Genomic DNA, 20,689 nt, shown 5'->3' with positions numbered 1-20,689 from the left:
GGTGGTAGTCGTCGTGGTCGTGAAGGTATACGCACAACCGCCGGGATTGCCGATAAATCCGCAACCTCGTCCAGTCATCGTGATATGCCGTTTGGTAACCATCATCGGCAAATATAAAACAAATATTTTAAAAATCCAAATCCGGGTAACAATTCGTAATACCGTCCCGAAAAATCCTAAAGGGCTTTTTATATATATAGGAGTGGCACAAAAAGGCGCAAAACAGTTCTCGCAGATCAAAAATGAAAGTCCCGACGGGCCTTCGGAAGCCCCGTCCGGCAAAAAACGGCCCGAATCTGCATTTCGGGGCCAAAAATCGGGTATCAGATCGTAAGCAAACCACCCGTAACACGAACAGATGCGAACCTGATCCGAAAATCTGCTTTCGGACTGTTATAATATTAAATATTTTTAGAAAATTATTTGTTCAAAAAATTTAATATCCATATATTTGTCCTGTAACGAATACGAAAAAACAGACCATGCTTCATTCGATCATTATCGTCATTACCCTGCACCTCGTCGTCCTTAGAAGATAACGGGAGAAAGGTGGCGTGCATGATCGATGAAAAGATAAAGCCTTTCTCCCGCCGGGGGAAAGGCCTTTTTGTTTCCGGCACAAGCCGGAACGCAGACTGAAACCGTAACGGAAAGATGAAACACACACTCAGAAGCGCCGTCACCACGACGGGCCGCCGGATGGCGGGAGCCCGGAGCCTCTGGCGGGCGAACGGCATGCGCGAAGAACAGTTCGGCCGCCCGATCATCGGCATCGCCAATTCGTTCACCCAGCTCGTGCCGGGCCATGTGCACCTGCACGAAATCGGGCAATACGTCAAACAGCGGATCGAAGCCCTCGGGTGCTTCGCCGCGGAGTTCAACACCATCGCCGTCGACGACGGCATCGCCATGGGCCACGACGGCATGCTCTACTCGCTGCCCTCGCGCGAAATCATCGCCGACAGCGTCGAATACATGGCCTCGGCCCACAAGGTCGACGCGCTGGTCTGCATCTCCAACTGCGACAAGATCACCCCCGGAATGCTGATGGCCGCCATGCGGCTCAACATCCCGACGGTTTTCGTCTCGGGCGGCCCGATGGAGGCCGGGAAGTTCCGGGGCCGCGGCGTCGACCTGATCGACGCCATGGTCATGGGCGCCGACGAAACGTACAGCGACGAGGAGATCGCCCAGATCGAGCGCTGCGCCTGTCCCGGCTGCGGATCGTGTTCGGGAATGTTCACGGCCAACTCGATGAACTGCCTCACCGAGGCGCTGGGCCTCTCGCTCCCGGGCAACGGCACGATCGTCGCCACGCACGCCAACCGCCGCCGGCTGTTCGAGGATGCCGCGGCGCTCATCGTCCGCAACGCCGAACGCTACTATTTCATGGGCGACGATTCGGTCCTGCCGCGCTCGATCGCCACCAAGACCGCCTTCGAAAACGCCATGTCGCTCGACATCGCCATGGGCGGCTCGACCAACACGGTCCTGCACCTGCTGGCCGTGGCGCACGAAGCGGGCGTTGATTTCACGATGCAGGACATCGACCGCCTTTCGCGGCAGGTTCCCGTACTCTGCAAGGTCGCACCCAACTCCCACTACCATATCGAGGATGTCAACCGCGCCGGCGGCATCTTCGCCATCCTCGGCGAACTCGGCCGCGCGGGACTGCTCGACACGTCGGTTCCCCGCGTCGACGGACGCACGCTGGGCGAAGCCGTCGCCGCCTGCGACATCCTCAGCCCCACGGCCGACGACACGGCCCGCCGCCGTGCGCTGAGCGCCCCGGCAGGCCATTACAGCCGCGAACTCGGCGCCCAGCACTCCTATTACGACGAACTCGACACCGACCGCACGGCAGGCTGCATCCGCGACGCGGAGCACGCCTATTTCCGCGACGGGGGACTGGCTGTACTGACGGGCAACATCGCCCGCTCGGGCTGTGTCGTCAAGACCGCCGGAGTCGACGAAAAACTCTTCGTCTTCCGCGGCCCGGCCCGGGTCTACGAATCGCAGGAGCAGGCCATGAACGGCATTCTCGCCGACGAGGTGCAGCCGGGCGAAGCGGTCGTCATCCGCTACGAAGGCCCCAAGGGCGGCCCGGGCATGCAGGAGATGCTCTATCCCACGTCGTACCTCAAATCGAAGAAACTCGACAAAGCCTGCGCACTGATCACCGACGGCCGCTTCTCGGGCGGCACCTCGGGGCTCTCGATCGGCCATGTCTCGCCGGAGGCCGCCTCGGGCGGGGAGACCGCCGTCACCCGCACGGGCGATGAGATCGAGATCGACACCCCCCGCCGCTCGATCCGCCTTGTGGTCGACGACACCGAAATAGCCGCCCGCATGGCCGCGCAGGGACAGTTCCGTCCGGCAAACCGCAACCGCCGGATTCCGACGTCGCTGCGGGCCTATGCGCGGCTCGTAAGTTCGGCAGACAAAGGCGCCGTGCGCATCATCGACGATAACGAAGAATAAAAACCGGACCCGCTATGAATACCTCTCAACCGTCCCGTCCCGAAGACCGACGACCGGCCTCCGACCCCGTGATCACGGGATCGAAGGCCCTGATCGAGTCCTTCCTCCACGAAGGCGTCACCACCCTTTTCGGCTACCCCGGAGGCGCCATCATCCCCGTCTACGACGCCCTTTACGACTACCGCGACCGCCTGCGCCACATCCTCGTCCGCCACGAGCAGGGCGCCGTACACGCCGCACAGGGCTATGCCCGCGTCAGCGGACAGGTCGGTGTCTGCCTCGTGACCTCGGGCCCCGGCGCCACGAACACCGTCACGGGATTGGCCGACGCGCTGATGGACTCCACGCCGCTGGTGCTCGTCACCGGGCAGGTCGGCTCCTCGCTGCTGGGCACCGACGCCTTTCAGGAGACCAATTTCGTCGGTATCACGCAGGCCGTGACCAAGTGGAACTGTCAGGTCAAGCGTACCGAAGACATCCCCGCGGCCATCGCCAAAGCCTTCTACATCGCCCGCACGGGCCGTCCGGGCCCCGTCGTGGTGGACATCACCAAGGACGCCCAGTGCGGCACCGCCCCCTTCCGTTACGAAAAGATCACCTCCATCCGCAGTTACGTTCCCTCGCCCGCACCCGATGCGGAGCGCATCGCCGAGGCGGCCCGGCTGATCGACGCCGCCCGCCGCCCGCTGGTGATGGTGGGCCACGGCGTGACGCTGGGCAACGCCGAAGCCGAGCTGCGGGCCTTCCTCGAAAAGAGCGGCATGCCCGCGGCCTCGACGCTGCTGGGGCTCTCGGCCCTGCCGTCCGACTATCCGCAGTATGTGGGCATGCTGGGCATGCACGGCAACTACGGGCCCAATATCAAGAACCGGGAGTGCGATCTGATCGTGGCTGTCGGCATGCGCTTCGATGACCGCGTGACGGGATGCCCGGCCCACTTCGGCGAGAATGCCAAGGTGATCCATCTGGAGATCGACCCCGCCGAGATCGGCAAGATCATTCCGGCCGACGTACCCGTCGTGGGCGACGCGAAGCAGGCGCTGCCGATGCTCACCGAACGCATCCGCCGGGGCGACCACAGCGCATGGATCGGGGAGTTCCGGGAGTGCGACAGGATCGAATACGAGGCCGTCGTCCGCAAGGCGGTGCATCCCGGCGAGGGACGCATCCGCATGGGCGAGGCGGTCGACGCCGTGGCCCGGGCCTACGACAACGACGCCGTGCTGGTGACCGACGTGGGCCAGCAGCAGATGAACGCCGCGCGTTATTTCGGATTCCGCCGCGGCCGCAGCATGATCACCTCGGGCGGCCTCGGGACGATGGGTTTCGGGCTTCCGGCGGCCATCGGCGCCAAGCTGGGCGCTCCCGACCGCGAGGTGGTGCTCTTCGCCGGCGACGGCGGCCTGCAGATGACCATTCAGGAGCTGGGGACCATCTTCCAGTCGCGCATCGCGGTGAAGATCGTCCTGCTGAACAACTCGTTCCTCGGCATGGTGCGGCAGTGGCAGGAGCTTTTCTACGACCGCCGCTACTCCTTCACCGAGATGACGAACCCCGATTTCGGGCTCATCGCCCGCGGCAACGACATCAGCTACCGCCTCGTCGAACGCCGCGAGGAGCTCGCCGAGGCCGTCGCCGCGATGAAAGCCTCCGAGGGCGCCTTCCTGCTGGAGGTGCGGGTCGAGGGCGAAGAGAACATTTTCCCGATGGTCCCGGCCGGCGCCCCCGTGGCGGAGATCCGGTTCGAGTAAAACGAAACAGCGTATGGAACAAGAGTACATCATCACCGTATTTTCGGAGAACAAGGTGGGCCTGCTGAGCCAGATCACCACGGTCTTCACCTGCCGCGACGTCAACATCGAGAGCCTCACGACCTCCGAGTCGGCACTTCCGGGCATCCACAAGTTCACGATCGTCGTCCGCACCGACCCCAACCAGATCGACAAGCTCGTGCGGCAGGTCGAGAAGAAGATCGACGTGCTGAAGACCTTCGTCTACACCCCCGAGGAGGTAGTGCAGCAGGAGATCGCCCTCTACAAAGTCACTCGCAGCCGGGGCGTCGAACAGCTCGTGCGCAAACACAACGTCCGCATTCTGGAGATCGACGAGGACTACATCGTCGTCGAGAAGACCGGGCACAAGGCCGACACGCAGGCGTTGTTCCGCCTGTTGCAGCCCTACGGCGTCCAGCAGTTCGTGCGCAGCGGCACGGTGGCCATCATCAAGTCGCGGCGCGAGCTGCTGAACGAGTACCTCGAAGAGCTGGACCGCATGAGAAACGCAGAATAATTTTCAGAACATACAACAACTTTAAATCACGAAAAACATGGCACAGATCAATTTCGGCGGCGTCGAAGAGAGCGTCGTAACCCGCGAGGAGTTCCCCCTGAAAAAAGCCCTCGAAGTACTCAAAGACGAGACCATCGCCATCATCGGCTACGGCGTGCAGGGCCCCGGCCAGTCGCTGAACCTCCGCGACAACGGCTTCAACGTCATCGTCGGCCAGCGCGAAGGCTCCAAGAGCTGGGACAAGGCCGTCGCCGACGGCTGGGTGCCGGGCAAGACGCTCTTCGGCATCGAAGAGGCCGCCGAGCGCGCCACGATCATCCAGTACCTGCTGTCCGACGCCGGACAGATCGCCGTATGGCCCACCATCAAAAAGCACCTCACCCCCGGCAAGGCGCTCTATTTCTCCCACGGCTTCGGCATCACCTACAAGGAGCGCACGGGCATCGTGCCCCCGGCCGACGTCGATGTGATCCTGATCGCCCCGAAAGGTTCGGGCACGTCGCTGCGCCGGATGTTCCTCCAAGGCCGCGGCCTCAACTCGAGCTATGCGGTGTTCCAAGACGCTACGGGCCGTGCCTTCGAGCGCGTCGTGGCGCTGGGCATCGGCGTCGGCTCGGGCTACCTCTTCGAGACCGACTTCAAGCGCGAGGTCTACTCCGACCTCACGGGTGAGCGCGGCACGCTGATGGGCGCCATTCAGGGCATCTTCGCCGCCCAGTACGACACGCTGCGCGCCAACGGCCACACCCCTTCGGAGGCCTTCAACGAGACCGTCGAGGAGCTCACGCAATCGCTCATGCCGCTCGTGGCCGAGAACGGCATGGACTGGATGTACGCCAACTGCTCGACCACGGCCCAGCGCGGTGCGCTGGACTGGTGGAAGAAGTTCCGCGACGCCACGAAACCCGTCTTCGAGGAGCTTTACAAGGAGGTGGCCGCCGGCAACGAGGCCCAGCGTTCGATCGATCTGAACAGCAAGCCCGACTACCGCGAGAAGCTCAACGACGAACTGCGCGAACTGCGCGAAAGCGAGATGTGGCAGACCGGCGCCGTCGTGCGCAAGCTCCGCCCCGAGAACAATTAATACAGGAGAACAACCGAAAAGGCCGACGGAATCAACCGCCGGCCTTTTCGTTGCACAAACAGTTGGCATTGCGCTCAACTTTTCCTATATTTGGCTTCGCCTTAGATACTCCCGCTCGGCAATGTTCAAATAAATTTGACATTGCTCTCGCTTATTCGTATCTTTGCCAACCGGAATATCGACAATCCAAACCAAACTACGCTATATGTACAGCCATGACAACCGGGTGGTGATCACCCTCGACGCCGGCGGCACGAACCTCGTGTTCGGAGCCATGCAGGCCAATAGATTCATCGTGGAGCCGATCACGCTCCCGTCGCACGCCGAGGACCTCGACAAGTGCCTCGCGGCGATGGTCGAAGGGTTCCGGGCCGTCATCAGCCGCCTTTCGGAGAAACCCGTGGCCATCTCGTTCGCATTCCCCGGCCCGGCCGACTACCCCAACGGCATCATCGGGGGCTACCTCCCCAACTTCCCGTCGTTCCGCGACGGCGTGGCGCTGGGTCCGTTCCTCGAGGCGACGTTCGGCATCCCGGTCTTCATCAACAACGACGGCGACCTGTTCGCCTACGGCGAAGCGCTGGGCGGGGCTCTGCCGCAGGTCAACGCCCGACTCGAGGCGCTGAACAGCCCCAAACGCTATAAGAACCTCGTGGGTTACACCTTCGGCACGGGCTTCGGCGTGGGCATCGTGGTCGACAACCGCCTCAACCGCGGCGACAACTCGTGCGTCGAGACCTTCTGCCTGCGGCACAAGAAGATGCCGGAGATCATCGTCGAGGAGGGCGTGGCCGTGCGTGCCGTGAAGCGCGTCTACGGCGAGCTGGCCAACGATCCCGACCACGGGCTGGAGCCCAAGGACATTTGCGACATCGCCGACGGCAAGCGCCCGGGCAACGTCGAAGCGGCCCGTCGGGCTTTCGCCGAGATGGGCGAGATCGCCGGCGATGCCATGGCCACGGCCGTGACGCTGGTGGACGGACTGATCGTCATCGGCGGCGGCATCACGGCAGCCCGCAAATGGATCATGCCGAGCCTGCTGAAAGAGCTCCGCTCGAAGATGCACACCCTTTCGGGCGAGGAGCTGAACCGCGTGCAGATGAAGGTCTACGATCTGGACGACGACGCAGAGTTCCAAGAGTTCGCCAAAGGCAGCATGCAGCCGCTGAAGGTTTACGGCACGGACCGCTATGTGGCTTACGACCCGCAGAAACGCATCGGCGTTATGATTTCGAAACTCGGCGCCAGTCAGGCCATCTCGGTCGGAGCCTATGCTTTCGCGCTGAGCCAGTTGGACGCACAAAACGCATAAAACAGCTATGTACAAGTTTCAACCGATTCTCAAATCGATGCTCTGGGGCGGCGACAAGATAGCCCCTTACAAACAGATCGAGACCTCGCAGCAGCAGGTCGGCGAGAGCTGGGAGCTCTCGGGCGTGAAAGGCAACGAATCCGTCGTCGCCGAGGGCCCCGAAGCCGGGACCACGCTGCCCGAACTGATCGCCCGCCACGGGGCGCAACTGCTGGGCGCGAAGAACTTCGAACGCTTCGGCGAGGAGTTCCCGCTGCTCATCAAGTTCATCGACGCCCGGCAGGACCTCTCGATCCAAGTCCATCCCAACGACGAACTGGCTTGGGAGCGCCACCAGTCCAAAGGCAAGACCGAAATGTGGTACGTCGTGGCCGCCGACAAAGGAGCGCACCTCCGTTCGGGATTCTCGAAGCAGGTGACGCCCGCCGAATACGCCGCCAGCGTGGCCGACAACACCATCACCGACATCCTCGCCGACTACGAAATACACCCGGGCGACGTCTTTTTCCTGCCTGCGGGCCGCGTGCACTCGATCGGCGCCGGGTCGTTCATCGCCGAGATCCAGCAGACCTCGGACCTCACCTACCGCATCTACGATTTCAACCGCCGCGACGCCAACGGCAACACCCGCGAACTGCACACCGAACTGGCCAAGGACGCCATCGACTACACCGTGCTGCCCGACTACCGAACACACTACGAAGCCGTGCAGAACAGCCGCGTGGAGCTGGTCTCGTGCCCCTATTTCACCACATCGCTGCTGGACCTGACCGTTCCCGAGACGCTCGACCTCGCCGACCTCGATTCGTTCGTCGTGGCGATCTGCATCGAGGGCCGCGGCACGATCGCCGACGACAGCGGTGAGACGGTTCCCGTGCATCAGGGCGAAACGGTGCTGATCCCCGCTTCGGCCCGGTCGCTCGCGTTCACGCCCGACGGTGCGATGAAGCTGCTGACGAGCTGGATCGGATAATCCGGACCGCACGATCAAATAACACAACCCCGCAAGCCTGCCTTTCTTCGGAAAGCGCAGGCTTTTTCGTGGCTGCGGGTTGCAAGTCTGCGTTCTTTTCAGTAACTTTGGGGTTGCAACCAGAACCTAACATCCAAACTACCTTATGCAGGCAGAATTACAGAAAATCGCGTCCCAGTTCGCGCTGGAAAGCGCTATCACGGCAATCGACTCGCTGGGCGAGGGTTTTATCAACGACACCTTCATCGTCCGCACCGAAGGCGATGCCCCCGACTACATCCTCCAACGGAAGAATAAGAACATCTTCCCCGACGTTCCGGCCATGATGGAGAACATCCGCAAGGTCACGGATCACATCCGCCGCGGCGTCGTGGCCGAGGGAGGCGATCCCCGGCGCGAGGTGATGACGATCGTCCCGACCCACGACGGCAAATACTGGTTCGTGGATTCGCAGGGCGACTACTGGGCCGTATCGGTCTTCATCGGCGACACGATTTCCTATACCAAGGCAGACTCCCCGGAGCTGGCCCGCAAGGGCGGCGAGGGCATCGGCAAGTTCCAAGCTCAACTGGCGGACTTCACCGAACCGCTGGCCGAAACGATCAAGGGCTTCCACAACATCCGCCACCGTTTCGTGCAGTGGGACGAGGCCCTCGGGCGCGACGCCGCGGGGCGCGTGAAGGATTTGAAGGAGGAGATCGGCTGGATCGAGTCGCGCCGCGGCGAGATGCTCGCGTTCTGGTCGAAGGTCGAGGACGGCACCATCCCCACGCGGGTGACGCACAACGACACGAAGATCAGCAACATCCTCTTCGACAAAAAGGGCGGGGTGCTGTGCGCCATCGACCTCGACACGGTGATGAACTCCACGTCGCTGAACGACTTCGGCGACGCCATCCGTTCCTACGCCAATACGAGCGAGGAGGATGAGCGCGACCTCTCGCTCGTGGGCCTGTCGCCCGAGATGTTCCGGGCCTATACCGAGGGCTACCTCTCGCAGCGGGCGAAGCAGTTGACCGCCTCGGAGATCGACAATCTGGCCTTCTCGGCGCGCTACATCACCTTCGAGCAGGTCCTGCGCTTTTTGATGGACTACATCGACGGAGATACCTATTATAGAATCAAATACCCCGAACACAACCTCGTGCGCACGCACGCCCAGTATAAGTTGCTCCGCAGCATGGAGGAGCAGTACGGCACGATGTGTGACATCGTACGGGAGACGGTGGCCAAATACAAATAGCTATGGAAGTTCGCAAAATCGCAGGCATCTCGCCCGACGACCGGGCGGCCGTGGAGCAGGCTTTCGCGGAGATCATCCCCCGCCACATCGCATGCTGCAACTGGCCCGGGGAATTCCCCTATGCGCCGGAGGTGTCGTTCCGCATGTTCCACACGGGCGACTGGCTGCTGCTGCGCTTCGACGTTGCGGAGAACTACACGGCGGCACTGGTCACTGAGGACAACGGTCAGGTGTGGACCGACTCGTGCGTGGAGTTCTTCATCGCCCCCGACGAGGGGTTGTATTACAACTTCGAGACCACCTGCATCGGGCGGATGCTCCTCGCCGGACGCAAGGCGCGGAACGAAGACCTGCAATACGCCCCAGCGGAGGTGCTGGCAGGCGTGAAACGCTTCACGACGTACCCCTTCGGCGAACCGTTCGCCGAGCGCGAGGGCGACAACCGCTGGTCGCTGACGCTGGCCATTCCCCCGCAGGCGCTTTTCCGCCATGCGCTGACCAACTGGAGCGGCTTCGAAGCCCGCATGAACCTCTACAAGTGCGGCGACAAGCTCTCGCACCCCCACTTCCTGTCGTGGAGACCCATACGGACGGAAAATCCCGATTTCCACCGTCCCGAGTTTTTCGAGGCAGTGACGTTTGAAAAATAAAAAGCTAAAAGCGAAACGCTGAAAACTGAGAGACAATTCGGTCGCGTCGCGACAAGCCCCTCCCGAGGGAGGGGTTTGGGGTGGGGTCAGACTTGTAAACGACGCCAACGGCGGCGACAACACCGATCGGCAGCAGGCCGACAGATAGAAAGGCTAACAAATTACATAAACGTATGAACAACAAGTATTCCCTGCCCAAAGACGGCGGACTGATTGCCGAATCGGTTCCCCGCGACATCATCCACCGCTACGAAAAAATCCTCACGCGGGTCTATGAAAACGAATACGAGGGTGTGCAGTACGTCGCCGACAACATCGTCAAGGCGATCCGCACCTACAACGAACTCCACTGCTCGAACGAGGTCTACGAAGAGTCGCAGCCGTTCGTGCTGGGCCTCACGACGGGACGCACCCCGCTGGGTCTCTACCGCGAGCTGGTGAAACGCCACCGGGAGGGGCTGATCAGCTTCCGCAACGTCGCCGTCTACAGCCTCGACGAGTTCTACCCGATCCGATCGACCGAGCAGCAGAGCCGCAACTACCGCATCCACGAGGAGTTCCTCAACCACATCGACATTCTGCCCGAGAACGTGCACATCCCCGACGGCACGATGCCCGAGGACAAGGTTTCGGAGTACTGCGCGTCGTATGACCACTCGGTGCGCCGCATCGACCTGATGATTATCGGCGTGGGCGAGGACGGCCAGATCGGTTTCAACGAACCGGGTTCCTACTCGCGGTCGCGCACACGGCTGGTGCAGCTCACCTACAACACCCGCAAAATCCAGTCGGGGGCTTTCTTCGGGCTGGAGAACACCCCCAAGATGGCGATCACGATGGGTATCGACACGATCATGCGCGCCGACCGCATCATCCTGATGGCGTGGGGCGAGGAGAAGGCCCACATCGTGCAGAAGGTCGTCGAGGGCGAGATCACGGGACAGGTTCCCGCCTCGTACCTGCAGGCGCACCCGAACATCGAGGTGGTGATCGACGAGAACTCCGCGCAGCTTTTGACCCGCGAGCAGACGCCGTGGCTGGTGGGTCCCTGCGACTGGACGCCGAAATTCGTCCGCAAGGCCGTGGTATGGCTCTGCGGCGTGGTCCAGAAGCCGATCCTGAAACTCACCTACAAGGACTACATCGAAAATTCGCTGGGCGAACTGCTCGAGCAGGGCCGTCCCTTCGACCAGATCAACATCGACGTCTTCAACGACCTCCAGCACACCATCTCGGGATGGCCGGGCGGCAAGCCCAATGCCGACGACACGACGCGCCCCGTCCCCTCGTCGCCGTTCCCCAAGCGGATCGTGATTTTCTCGCCCCACCCCGACGACGACGTGATTTCGATGGGTGGCACGTTCATCCGCCTCGTCCAGCAGGGCCACGACGTACACGTCGCCTACGAGACCTCGGGTAACGTGGCCGTGCATGACGACGTCGTGCTGCAAAACATCGACACGGCCCGCGAACTGGGCTACGGCAACCACTACGCCGAGGTCGAGAAGATCATTGCCGGCAAGAAGAAGGGCCAGCCCGAGCCGCGTGCGCTGCTCGACCTGAAAGGCGCCATCCGCCGCGCCGAGGCGCGCGCCGCCGTGCGTTCGTTCGGGCTGAACCCCGACACCAACGCCCACTTCCTCAACCTGCCGTTCTATGAAACAGGAGGCATCAAGAAGGGTCTGCTCACGGAGAAAGACATCGAAATCATCGTCAAGCTGCTGCGCGAAATCAAGCCCCACCAGATCTACGCCGCCGGCGATTTGGCCGACCCCCACGGCACGCACCGCACGGCCATGGAGGCCATCTTGGGAGCTCTCGAGGTCGTGAAGGACGACGAGTGGCTCAAGGAGTGCCACCTGTGGCTCTACCGCGGCGCATGGATGGAGTGGGACCTCGGCATGGTGGACATGGCCGTGCCCCTGTCGCCCGACGAGCTGATCATGAAGCGCCACGCCATCTACCGCCACCTCTCGCAGAAGGATATCATGCCTTTCCCGGGCAGCGACCCCCGCGAATTCTGGCAGCGGGCCGAGGAGCGCACGCAGAACACCGCGCGGCTCTACGACCGCCTCGGCATGGCCGAATATCAGGCCATCGAGGTCTTCGTAAAAATGTTCTAATCCCTAACTGTTTACAACCATGCGTTTAATCATCGAAAATACACCGCAGCAGGTCGCCCAGTGGGCCGCCAACTACATCATCCAGCAGATCAAGGCCAAGGAGCAGGTGACCAAGTCGCCGTTCGTGCTGGGTCTCCCGACGGGTTCGACCCCGCTGGAAACCTACAAGGAGCTGATCCGCCGCCACAAGACCGGCGAGGTGTCGTTCAAAAACGTCATCACGTTCAATATGGATGAGTATGTAGGGCTTCCCGAGGAGCACCCCGAGAGCTACCACTCGTTCATGTGGAACAACTTCTTCAAGCACGTCGACATCAAGCCCGAGAACGTCAACATCCTCGACGGCAATGCCGAGGATCTGGCGAAGGAGTGCGCCGACTACGAGGCCCGCATCGTCGAGGCCGGCGGCATCGACCTCTTCATGGGCGGCGTCGGCGAGGACGGTCACATCGCCTTCAACGAGCCTTTCTCGTCGCTCAACTCGCGCACGCGCATCAAGACCCTGACGCAGGACACGATTCAGGTCAACGCCCGCTTCTTCGGCGGCGACGTGAGCCTCGTTCCGAAGACCGCACTGACGGTCGGCGTGGGCACGGTGCTCTCGGCCAAGAAGGTGCTGATCCTCGCCACGGGGCACAAGAAAGCCCGCGCGGTGCGCCACGGCGTCGAGGGTTCCTACAACCACCAATGGACCATCTCGGCCCTGCAGGTGCATCCCAACGGCATTTTGGTCTGCGACGACCCGGCATCCGAGGAGCTGCGCGTAGCCACCTACCGTTATTTCAAGGACATCGAGCGGGACAACCTGATCTCGAAATAGGGAAAGTCCCGGATACGAAAAATCCCGCACTCTGTGATGAGTGCGGGATTTTTGTTTGCTGACGGGTTTTACAGCGCGACCCGTTGCAGCGTCACGGGACCGATCAACCCCGACTCCTGCAGCGGAGACTCCGGCGTATAGGGATTGTAGGGCGTCCATGTGCGACGCTCCGCCGCGGGCAGGCGGCTGTCGCCGATCAGACGGTTGACCCATGTATTGACGACCTCGATTCCGAGTTCGTTCTCACCCTCGCGGAGCAGGTCCGTAACGTCCACCCGGTACGGGGGCGTCCAAACGCCTCCGGCATAAGCGCCGTTCACGCGAACCTTGGCCATCACTCCGACACGGTTCAAGTCGAGCAGGATGCGGCCGCCGTCAACTGCGGGCTTTTCGAACGTCGTCGAATAGGTAGCCGTACCCGAGAATCCGCGCAGGCGCTCGTCGGTGCTCTGCGACCAGTCGCCGAGCGTATCGGTTTCGAGGGTGAAATCCCCCACTCCGTCGGGCGCCTTGAAATTCACCTGCCAGATGCCGTCCACCGCGGCGACCGTCTCCGGACGCGGAAAATTCGCATCGGCCGTGAACTCCGCGGCCGACTTCGCGGCCGACTTGCGGAAGACCACGAAGCCGCTTTCCAACGGTTCGAGGCGCATCGGAATCTCCGTCGCAGCCCCTTCGGCACGGTAGGCCGGGAGTTCGCGCATCGAGCCCGTCACGGGCTGCCACCACTCGGGACGGCGGTCCGCAACGCGGAACGAGGCGGTGAATTCGACCGGCTCCTCCGACTGGTTCGAGACGAAATAGATCTCGGCGCCGTCCGTCGTCCGGTGTCCGAACAGCAGCGGCAGCGATGCGTCATACCCAAAATCGGGCACGAGACCGATCGCGTCGAAGACCTCCTCCATCGAATAGCCGTCGAAGATCATGCCCTTGCCGTACCGGTTGACATGCTTCCCCTTTTCGGGGCCCCACAGCTCGGCGGCCATCGCCTGCACGCGGCCGTCGGCCTCCGGATAACCCGCAAGGCTCGGGGAGCGCGTCGGGGCGGGTCCCAGCACCACGGCGCCTTCGCGCACGAGCTGCATCACCCGTTCCAACACCTCGGGACGCATCGTCTCCTGCCGCGGCAGCACCAGCACGCGGTATTGCGTACCGTGGGGAAGCGTCAGCAGGCCGTCGCGCACCGTAGCGTCGCGGCACAGCACCTCGGCATTGATGTAGTCGAACTGGTGGCCCGCCGGCAGCGCCGGGTCGCACACGCCGGTCATCTTCGGCACGTCCTCGCCAATGAAATAGGCCGCGTCGGCCACATTCAACCCCTGCTGGAGCATGAAATTACAACGTTTGAGGTAGGTGATGAAGAGGTCCAACTGGCCGAACCATGTATTGTTGCGGTTGAACTCGTTGCCGAAGAAAGCGTTCATACCCGGCTTCGGACCGTCGGCCGCCTGCGAGATGTAGACGTGCAGCAGCGTGTTGTTGATACCCTCCGAGAAGAAGCGGTCGCCGCGCTGTTTCATCCGGTAGGGATGGCGGGCATAGGGCGAAAAAGCCGCCGTGAACGACTCGGCCGAGACCTTGTTCTTGCCGTAGATATGGGCGCAGGAGGATGCGGCGCGGTTCTCGATGTCGCCCAGTTCGCCCTCGCTCCAGTACTCCCCGGCCACCTCGTCCGACTGGCCGCCGTACTGCAGGAATTCGCCCGGGAAGCCCCAGTGTCCGTAATTCTCCAACCATGTGGTGAAGCCGTCGCGGTGGGCCAGTTCACGCAGGGCGCCGATGTGGTCGTACGACAGCCGGTCGGCCATCATCCGCCGCAGGTCCCACAGGAAGCGGTCCGAACGGTCGCGGTCGCCGACCGTCAGGCCGCTGAACACCGGCAGGTAGGGATGCGCGTCGTAGCCGTAACGGGCTTCGAACGCCTCGAAGAAATCGTCGCCGAAGTTCTGGCCGCCCTTCTCGTAACTGTCGGCCACGATGACTTTCCACGACTTGCGGTCGGCGGCGGGAATGCGGCGGCACAGCTCGCCGACAAAGGCGTCGTAATGCTTCGCCAGATGTGCGGGGCTCCATTTGTCGACCTCCAGCCCCATCCCGTCCTCGAGCGACGGGCCATTCATCACTCCGGTCGGCACCATGCCCGTGCGCAGAATCATCCAGCGTCCGGCGGGAGCCTCCCAGCGCACCCGGTCGCCCTCGAGACAGCCGCTGATGTCGACGACCGACTCGGGAGCAATGGCGGCTGCGGTGTCCGTTTCGGCGGGCTGACGGCCCCACATATAGTCGCCCCAATACGGCAGCGGCGTCTGGTGCATCTTGGCCAGCGATTTTTCGGAATAACGCTCCACGAGCGGCAGGGCCGAGAACTCCACCTCAGCCAGACCGCCGTTCGCCGAAGCGCCGCTCACCACCAGCCGGAAAGCGTCGGCCTCGGTCGGCTCGCAGGCGATCGTAACGGGAGCGTAGGGATCGAATCCCACCTCCGGGGAGGGATTCGTGCGGTTGATGTCGAAGCGGCGCAGTACGGTCGTCCGGCCGTCCTTCACGGCCTGCAGCTCCGCGGCAGCGGCAAAAGGCATATGCGCCGGATAGATTCGTACCGACCGGAGCGTGAAGCCTTTATACGGCTTCACCTCAACCACCGCATCACGTCCCGGCACGCACTCCAGCACCGTTGCCGGATTGCCGTCGAGCACCTTTACGGCACCCGCCGAACCGCTCACGCGGGCCGACGAAGCGTCGAGTGTCAGCACGCCTTCGGGCAGCGGCACGGCAATGGTCCGCACGTCGGTGAAATCGGGCGACGGGGCCGGAAGCGTGACCTCGACCACCCTGCCGCCTTCGACTTCGGCGGGGACGGGCGCCAGATAGCGCATCGCCTCTTCGGGGTCGATCCACGGGCCTCCCGCCTGACTCCAGCCCGGGCTGTTGAACACACCGATGTCGATCCCGAGGTCGGTGGCCCTCTTCAGGGCCGTGTGCATGATCTCATACCACTCTTCGGTCAAGAGGTTCACGGGGCCCCGGGGAGTCCCCTCCGCCTCGGGAAGGCCGATGTTGCCAATGAAGGCGCGGTCGATGCCGATGCGCTTCATCGACTCGAGGTCGGCGGCAACACCCTCCTTCGAGACATTGCCCGAAATCCAGTACCAGTAGACCGACGTCTGAACATCGGTCGAGGAGGGATCGCGAAATCCCTCCTCCAAACCTTGCGTCTTGTCACAAGCCGCCAGAAGCATCGAGCACGCCGCAAGGGCGCACAGGCGTATGTTCTTCATAACCACGCCCGGTTAAAAGGCCTTGCGGTAAAGCGCCTCGATCTCGGCCACCGACGTGTCGCGCGGATTGCCGCCCGTGCAGACATCGTTGAAAGCCGCCACGGAGAGCGCCGGAATGTCGGCCTCCTTCACGCCGATCTCGTGCAACTGCTGGGGAATGCCGATGCTCAGCGAGAGGTCGCGCACGGCCTTCACGGCAGCGGCGACACCCTCCTCGACGCTCATTCCGTCGGTATCGACACCCATGGCGCGGGCGATGTCGCGGTATTTCGGGGCGGCGTCCGACGCGGCGTTGTACTCCATCACATAGGGCAGCAGCAGGGCGTTGGCAACGCCGTGGGGCGTATCGTAGAAAGCGCCCAGCGGGTGTGCCATCGAGTGCACGATGCCGAGTCCCACGTTCGAGAAGCCCATGCCGGCGATATACTGCGCCACGGACATGCCTTCGCGCGCCGCGGCGTCCTTGCCGTCGTCGACGGCGGCCTTGAGGTGCCGGGCGATCAGCTCGATGGCTTTCAGCTCGAACATGTCGGACATCGTCCATGCACCTTTGGTAATATAGCCCTCGATGGCGTGGGTCAGGGCGTCCATGCCCGTCGCGGCGGTCAGCCCCTTGGGCATCGAATACATCAGTTCGGGATCGACGATCGCCACCGACGGGATGTCGTTGGGATCGACGCAGACCATCTTCTTGCGGGCCTCCTCGTCGATGATGACATAATTGATCGTCACCTCGGCAGCGGTTCCGGCGGTGGTCGGCAGCGCGAAGGTCGGCACGGCGCGGTGGTGCGTGTCGGCAGGTCCCTCGAGCGACTTCACATCGGCGAATTCGGGATTGTTAGTCACGATGCCGACTCCCTTAGCCGTGTCGATGACCGAGCCGCCGCCCAGCGCCACGATGAAGTCGGCTCCCGAAGCCTTGAAAGCGGCCACGCCGTTCTGCACGTTGGCGATGGTCGGATTGGCCTTCACGTCGCTGAAAATTTCATAGGGAATACCGGCTCCGCGGAACACCTCCTCGATCTTGGAGGCCACACCGAAGCGGACGAGGTCGGCATCCGTCACGAAAAAGGCTTTCTTGTAACCGCGGCGGCGTGCCTCGTCGGCAATCATCGAGCGGCATCCGGCGCCGAAATAGGAGATTTCATTCAATACGATACGTTGCATAGTTGTAACTGATTAAGTTGGTTATTCGTTGTGTTTTACAAGTTCTGTTTTCACACCGCGGGGAGCTTCGACGCGGCTTCTGACGGTGCCGTCGGCGGCCTTCTCGTGACGGATTTTCACCACGCCGTAAGGCGTCGGGAAAGTACCCTCGACCCACTCCAGATCGCCCAGATGGGGATCGATGCGCAGGCGGCGGCAGCCGGGTTCCACGACCCCGACGCCCAGCACATATTCCGTGAGCCACGCCGTCGGTCCCGAAGCCCAGCCGTGGCACAGGCTGTGGCGGAATCCCTTGTAACAATAGGCCCCGCATTCGCGGTGCAGGTCGCGCATCCCGGCCGGAACCGGTTCGTCGATGCGGCCCGCCGGCAGCCATGTCATATCGAAATCCTCCCAGAATGTCGTGGCCCCGAGGTCGAGCATCGCGCCCCAATACTCCCGGATACGCTCCAGCGCTCCTTCATAGTTGCCCGCCGCAGCCATCGCGCGAAGCATATAGTAACCATAGAAGGTCGAAAAACCGTTCGACCCGCCTTTCGAAATGTAGTCGCGGTCGGTCGCCTCCGGATCGGCAAGCCCGGCCAGCACCATCAGCGAACGCCCCTGCTTGGCCTCGCCGCTGTCCCCGACCGGACACGACCTCATCAGCGCGGCCCGGGTCCGGCATTCGGCGGCCAGCGCCGTGTCGCCCAGCGCCTCGCACAGTCCGGCCCCGGCATCGAGCGCAAGGATCGTCAGCGACTGGAGACCCGCCGCCGTACTTGCGGCATCGTCGCTCGAAGGCCAGTCCAGAAAGCGCGTGCCGTCCAGCCGTTCGCGCCCGTCGGGACCTATTTTTTCGAAGACCTGTTTCAAGAGAGCCACCAAGTAGGGCCGCTGTTCGGCGAGGTATTCACGGTCGCCGTGGTAGCGATACCAGTCGCTGTGGATGATGATCCACCACAGCGAATAGGAGCTGATGCCGTTCATCCATCCCGGCAGCGGCGTGGTGTCGCGGGCCAAATCGAGACTGCGCGGCACGACCTCGTTGTAGCCGAAGACCGAATTGACGGTCATGATCTCGGGATGCAGGTCCCCGACCCAGACCAGCCGGTCGCGCTTCACGCCGTCCCACAGGAACTCCTGCATGCAGAGGTGGACGGTATAGGCGCCGGTCGCCCAGATGCGGTCGAGGCGTTCGTCGCTCGAACGGAACGATCCGAGATAAGGTATATCGCGGTACTGGAACACGGCCTCGACCTGCTTGAGGTGGAGTTCGCGGTCGTCGTCCAGCAGGTCGATGCGCGCAAAGCGGAAACCCGAATCGCCGCACTCCACGGTGCCGAGCCACGGCAGCGTGAGCGTGAAATCGCGCACGGCGTGGTCGTTCGAAGCGCCGTTCACACCGTCGATGTCACACATCGCCTCGCTGACCGATTCGCCGAAGCGGATGCGGACCCTCACGGGCCTGTTGTCCGCGGGCATGCCGGTCACGATGCGCAGTCCGCCCTGCAGTTCGCGGCCGAAATCCAGCAGCAGCCCCGGACGGCGGCCGTCACGGCTGCTAAGCACACAGATACGGGCATTCTGCAAATCGGACTGCCCGTTGCCGGGTTCGAGCAGCAGGTCGCCGCCCGAGATCAGGTCCGCCTCGTCCTGCGCGACGATGCGCACGGGAGGCATATATGCATAGGTACGGGAGTCGAAGCGGGCGGGCGCTCCCTCCCACGCCGGGGGCAGTTGGGGCCGGGCGGCCGAAACGGAGAGGGAAAAGCCAACGAAAAAGGTCAGGACAGCAAGCCTTTGCAGCCGGATCATCGGATCAGTCATTGTTTTTTGCCGGTTTTAGGGTCCCTCGGCCGGAGTTCCGTCGGACACACCGCGGATCTTATCCGCATTTCGCTGTTCTGAAACGGAAAAGCAAACATATTTCCGACCTCGGGTATTTATACAAAAATAGCAATTTATCGGGCCCCCTGCTTTCGATTAATGACCTTAAAAGTTTTATTTTTGACACTCGGAAAGCCCCTCAGCCCTCCCCCGCGGGCCGAAGTCGGAAAGAGCCGAAACAGCAAGGCACAAAAATTGATCGGACACACCCGGGACAATGTATCCGAAAGGGAAAAAGAAAGGCATTTTTTTCACTATTTTTTATTTGTTAAATGCAGAATATATTTTATCTTTGTAAGAAATGTCAACACATCTGGTTACACTTATTTAAGTAATATCGTGGGAGTATCGCTCAAAGACATAGCCGGGAAACTGAACCTCTCGAAAACGACCGTTTCGTGGGTGCTGTCCGGACAAGGCAATAAAAAAGGAATCAGCGCGGAGACCCAGAACCGGGTGTTCGCCTGCGCCCGGGAACTCTCCTACGAGCCCAACCTGCTGGCCCGGAGCCTCAACACCGGAATTTCGAAGACCATCGGCCTGATCCTCCCCTCCATATCGGACAGTTTTTACGCCCACATCGCCCACCAGATCGAGTCGGAGGCCGAAAAGGAGGGATATTCGCTGATGATCGCCAGCTCGAACTCCGAGATCGAGCGCGAGAACGCCATGATCCGCCTGTTCCGTTCGAAAAAGGTCGACGGCATGATCATCGCCCCCACCAAAATATCGAAACGCGAGATCAGCCGTCTGGTGGACAGCCACTACCCCGTGCTGCTGTTCGACCGATATTTCCCCGAGATGCGCGTCAACTACGTCATCATCAACAACGAGGAGAGCAGCTACAAACTGGTGCGGCACCTGATCGACAAGGGTTTCCGCAAAATCGCCATCATCACAACCAACCCCCACCTGCTGACGATGGACATGCGCCGCGAGGGATATGCCAACGCCCTCTCCGACGCCCATATCCGCATCAATCCCGACCTCTACGGGGAGGTGACCTACGTCAACTACCAAGATAACATTTACAGTACGCTGGACCGCATTTTCAGCGCCGTGCCCGACGTGGATGCGTTCTTCTTCACCACGCACATCCTCGCCATCGAGGCCCTGCGCTATTTCTACGACCGCGGCATCGACATCAACGACGGCAACTGGGGTCTGGCCAGCATGCACGAGGACTCGCTCTTCCGCGTACTGGCGCCCAAGATGAACATCGCCCATTTCCCGATCGAGGAGATCGGCAGCAACGCCGTGCGGATACTCCTGAACCAGATCCGCCAGTCCAACGACCCCGCAGCGGGGGAATATGTGCCCGAATCGAAGGTGCTCCCCTGCCGGATGGAGTTCAGGGACCAGTGAGCCCCTTTTTTTGCCCGTCCAACTTAAACGATTAA

At 62.1% G+C, this 20,689-nt stretch carries 14 protein-coding genes; 11 read left to right on the top strand and 3 right to left on the bottom strand.

What is annotated here, in order from left to right; translation table 11 throughout:
- The first annotated feature begins 654 nt into the window (after nt 1-654).
- From ilvD to nagB, 10 genes are all read left to right on the top strand, one after another.
- Nucleotides 655-2,481: a dihydroxy-acid dehydratase gene (gene ilvD / locus BN5935_RS09550; RefSeq protein ID WP_064975911.1), complete on the top strand. Its 1,827-nt coding sequence runs from the start codon at nt 655-657 to the stop codon at nt 2,479-2,481.
- 14 nt (nt 2,482-2,495) lie between these two features.
- Nucleotides 2,496-4,232, top strand: a complete 1,737-nt coding sequence (gene ilvB, locus BN5935_RS09545) for a biosynthetic-type acetolactate synthase large subunit (RefSeq protein WP_064975910.1) — start codon at nt 2,496-2,498, stop codon at nt 4,230-4,232.
- Between the two features lie 13 nt (nt 4,233-4,245).
- The gene (ilvN, locus tag BN5935_RS09540; protein ID WP_064975909.1) at nt 4,246-4,770 is read left to right on the top strand and encodes an acetolactate synthase small subunit; all 525 of its coding nucleotides are present in this window, start codon (nt 4,246-4,248) and stop codon (nt 4,768-4,770) included.
- Nucleotides 4,771-4,807: 37 nt separating this feature from the next.
- On the top strand, nt 4,808-5,854 hold the full coding sequence (gene ilvC / locus BN5935_RS09535; RefSeq protein ID WP_064975908.1) for a ketol-acid reductoisomerase: 1,047 nt from the start codon (nt 4,808-4,810) through the stop codon (nt 5,852-5,854).
- Nucleotides 5,855-6,059: 205 nt separating this feature from the next.
- Nucleotides 6,060-7,166 (top strand): ROK family protein, encoded by a 1,107-nt coding sequence (locus BN5935_RS09530; RefSeq protein ID WP_064975907.1) that lies wholly within the window; start codon nt 6,060-6,062, stop codon nt 7,164-7,166.
- Between the two features lie 7 nt (nt 7,167-7,173).
- Nucleotides 7,174-8,139: a type I phosphomannose isomerase catalytic subunit gene (locus BN5935_RS09525; protein ID WP_064975906.1), complete on the top strand. Its 966-nt coding sequence runs from the start codon at nt 7,174-7,176 to the stop codon at nt 8,137-8,139.
- A gap of 145 nt (nt 8,140-8,284) precedes the next feature.
- Nucleotides 8,285-9,382 carry a phosphotransferase enzyme family protein gene (locus tag BN5935_RS09520; protein ID WP_064975905.1) on the top strand — a complete coding sequence of 366 codons (1,098 nt, stop codon included), beginning with the start codon at nt 8,285-8,287 and terminating at the stop codon, nt 9,380-9,382.
- Between the two features lie 2 nt (nt 9,383-9,384).
- Entirely contained in the window at nt 9,385-10,032 is a 648-nt protein-coding gene (locus tag BN5935_RS09515; protein ID WP_064975904.1) for a carbohydrate-binding family 9-like protein, read from the top strand.
- Nucleotides 10,033-10,205: 173 nt separating this feature from the next.
- Entirely contained in the window at nt 10,206-12,155 is a 1,950-nt protein-coding gene (locus BN5935_RS09510; RefSeq protein WP_064975903.1) for a 6-phosphogluconolactonase, read from the top strand.
- Nucleotides 12,156-12,174: 19 nt separating this feature from the next.
- Nucleotides 12,175-12,975, top strand: a complete 801-nt coding sequence (nagB, locus tag BN5935_RS09505) for a glucosamine-6-phosphate deaminase (protein ID WP_064975902.1) — start codon at nt 12,175-12,177, stop codon at nt 12,973-12,975.
- Between the two features lie 68 nt (nt 12,976-13,043).
- On the opposite strand, the gene BN5935_RS09500 is transcribed toward nagB, so the two are convergent.
- From BN5935_RS09500 to BN5935_RS09490, 3 genes are read right to left on the bottom strand one after another with little or no spacing between them, the layout of a single operon-like run.
- Nucleotides 13,044-16,253: a glycosyl hydrolase gene (locus BN5935_RS09500; protein ID WP_064975901.1), complete on the bottom strand. Its 3,210-nt coding sequence runs from the start codon at nt 16,251-16,253 to the stop codon at nt 13,044-13,046.
- Nucleotides 16,254-16,265: 12 nt separating this feature from the next.
- Nucleotides 16,266-17,420, bottom strand: coding sequence for a lactaldehyde reductase (gene fucO, locus BN5935_RS09495; protein ID WP_064975900.1), 1,155 nt, complete (start codon nt 17,418-17,420; stop codon nt 16,266-16,268).
- A 21-nt stretch (nt 17,421-17,441) separates the two neighbouring features.
- A complete protein-coding gene (locus BN5935_RS09490; protein WP_064975899.1) occupies nt 17,442-19,217 on the bottom strand; it encodes an alpha-L-rhamnosidase-related protein in 1,776 nt (591 codons plus the stop codon).
- A gap of 411 nt (nt 19,218-19,628) precedes the next feature.
- Between BN5935_RS09490 and BN5935_RS09485 the strand changes: the two genes are divergently transcribed.
- Nucleotides 19,629-20,654, top strand: a complete 1,026-nt coding sequence (locus BN5935_RS09485) for a LacI family DNA-binding transcriptional regulator (protein WP_064975898.1) — start codon at nt 19,629-19,631, stop codon at nt 20,652-20,654.
- Nucleotides 20,655-20,689: the final 35 nt, after the last annotated feature.

Source organism: Alistipes provencensis (assembly GCF_900083545.1).
In the GTDB taxonomy this organism is placed as follows: domain Bacteria; phylum Bacteroidota; class Bacteroidia; order Bacteroidales; family Rikenellaceae; genus Alistipes; species Alistipes provencensis.
Note: the sequence above shows the minus strand (reverse complement) of the source record. Positions and strands in the feature narration are given on the sequence as shown.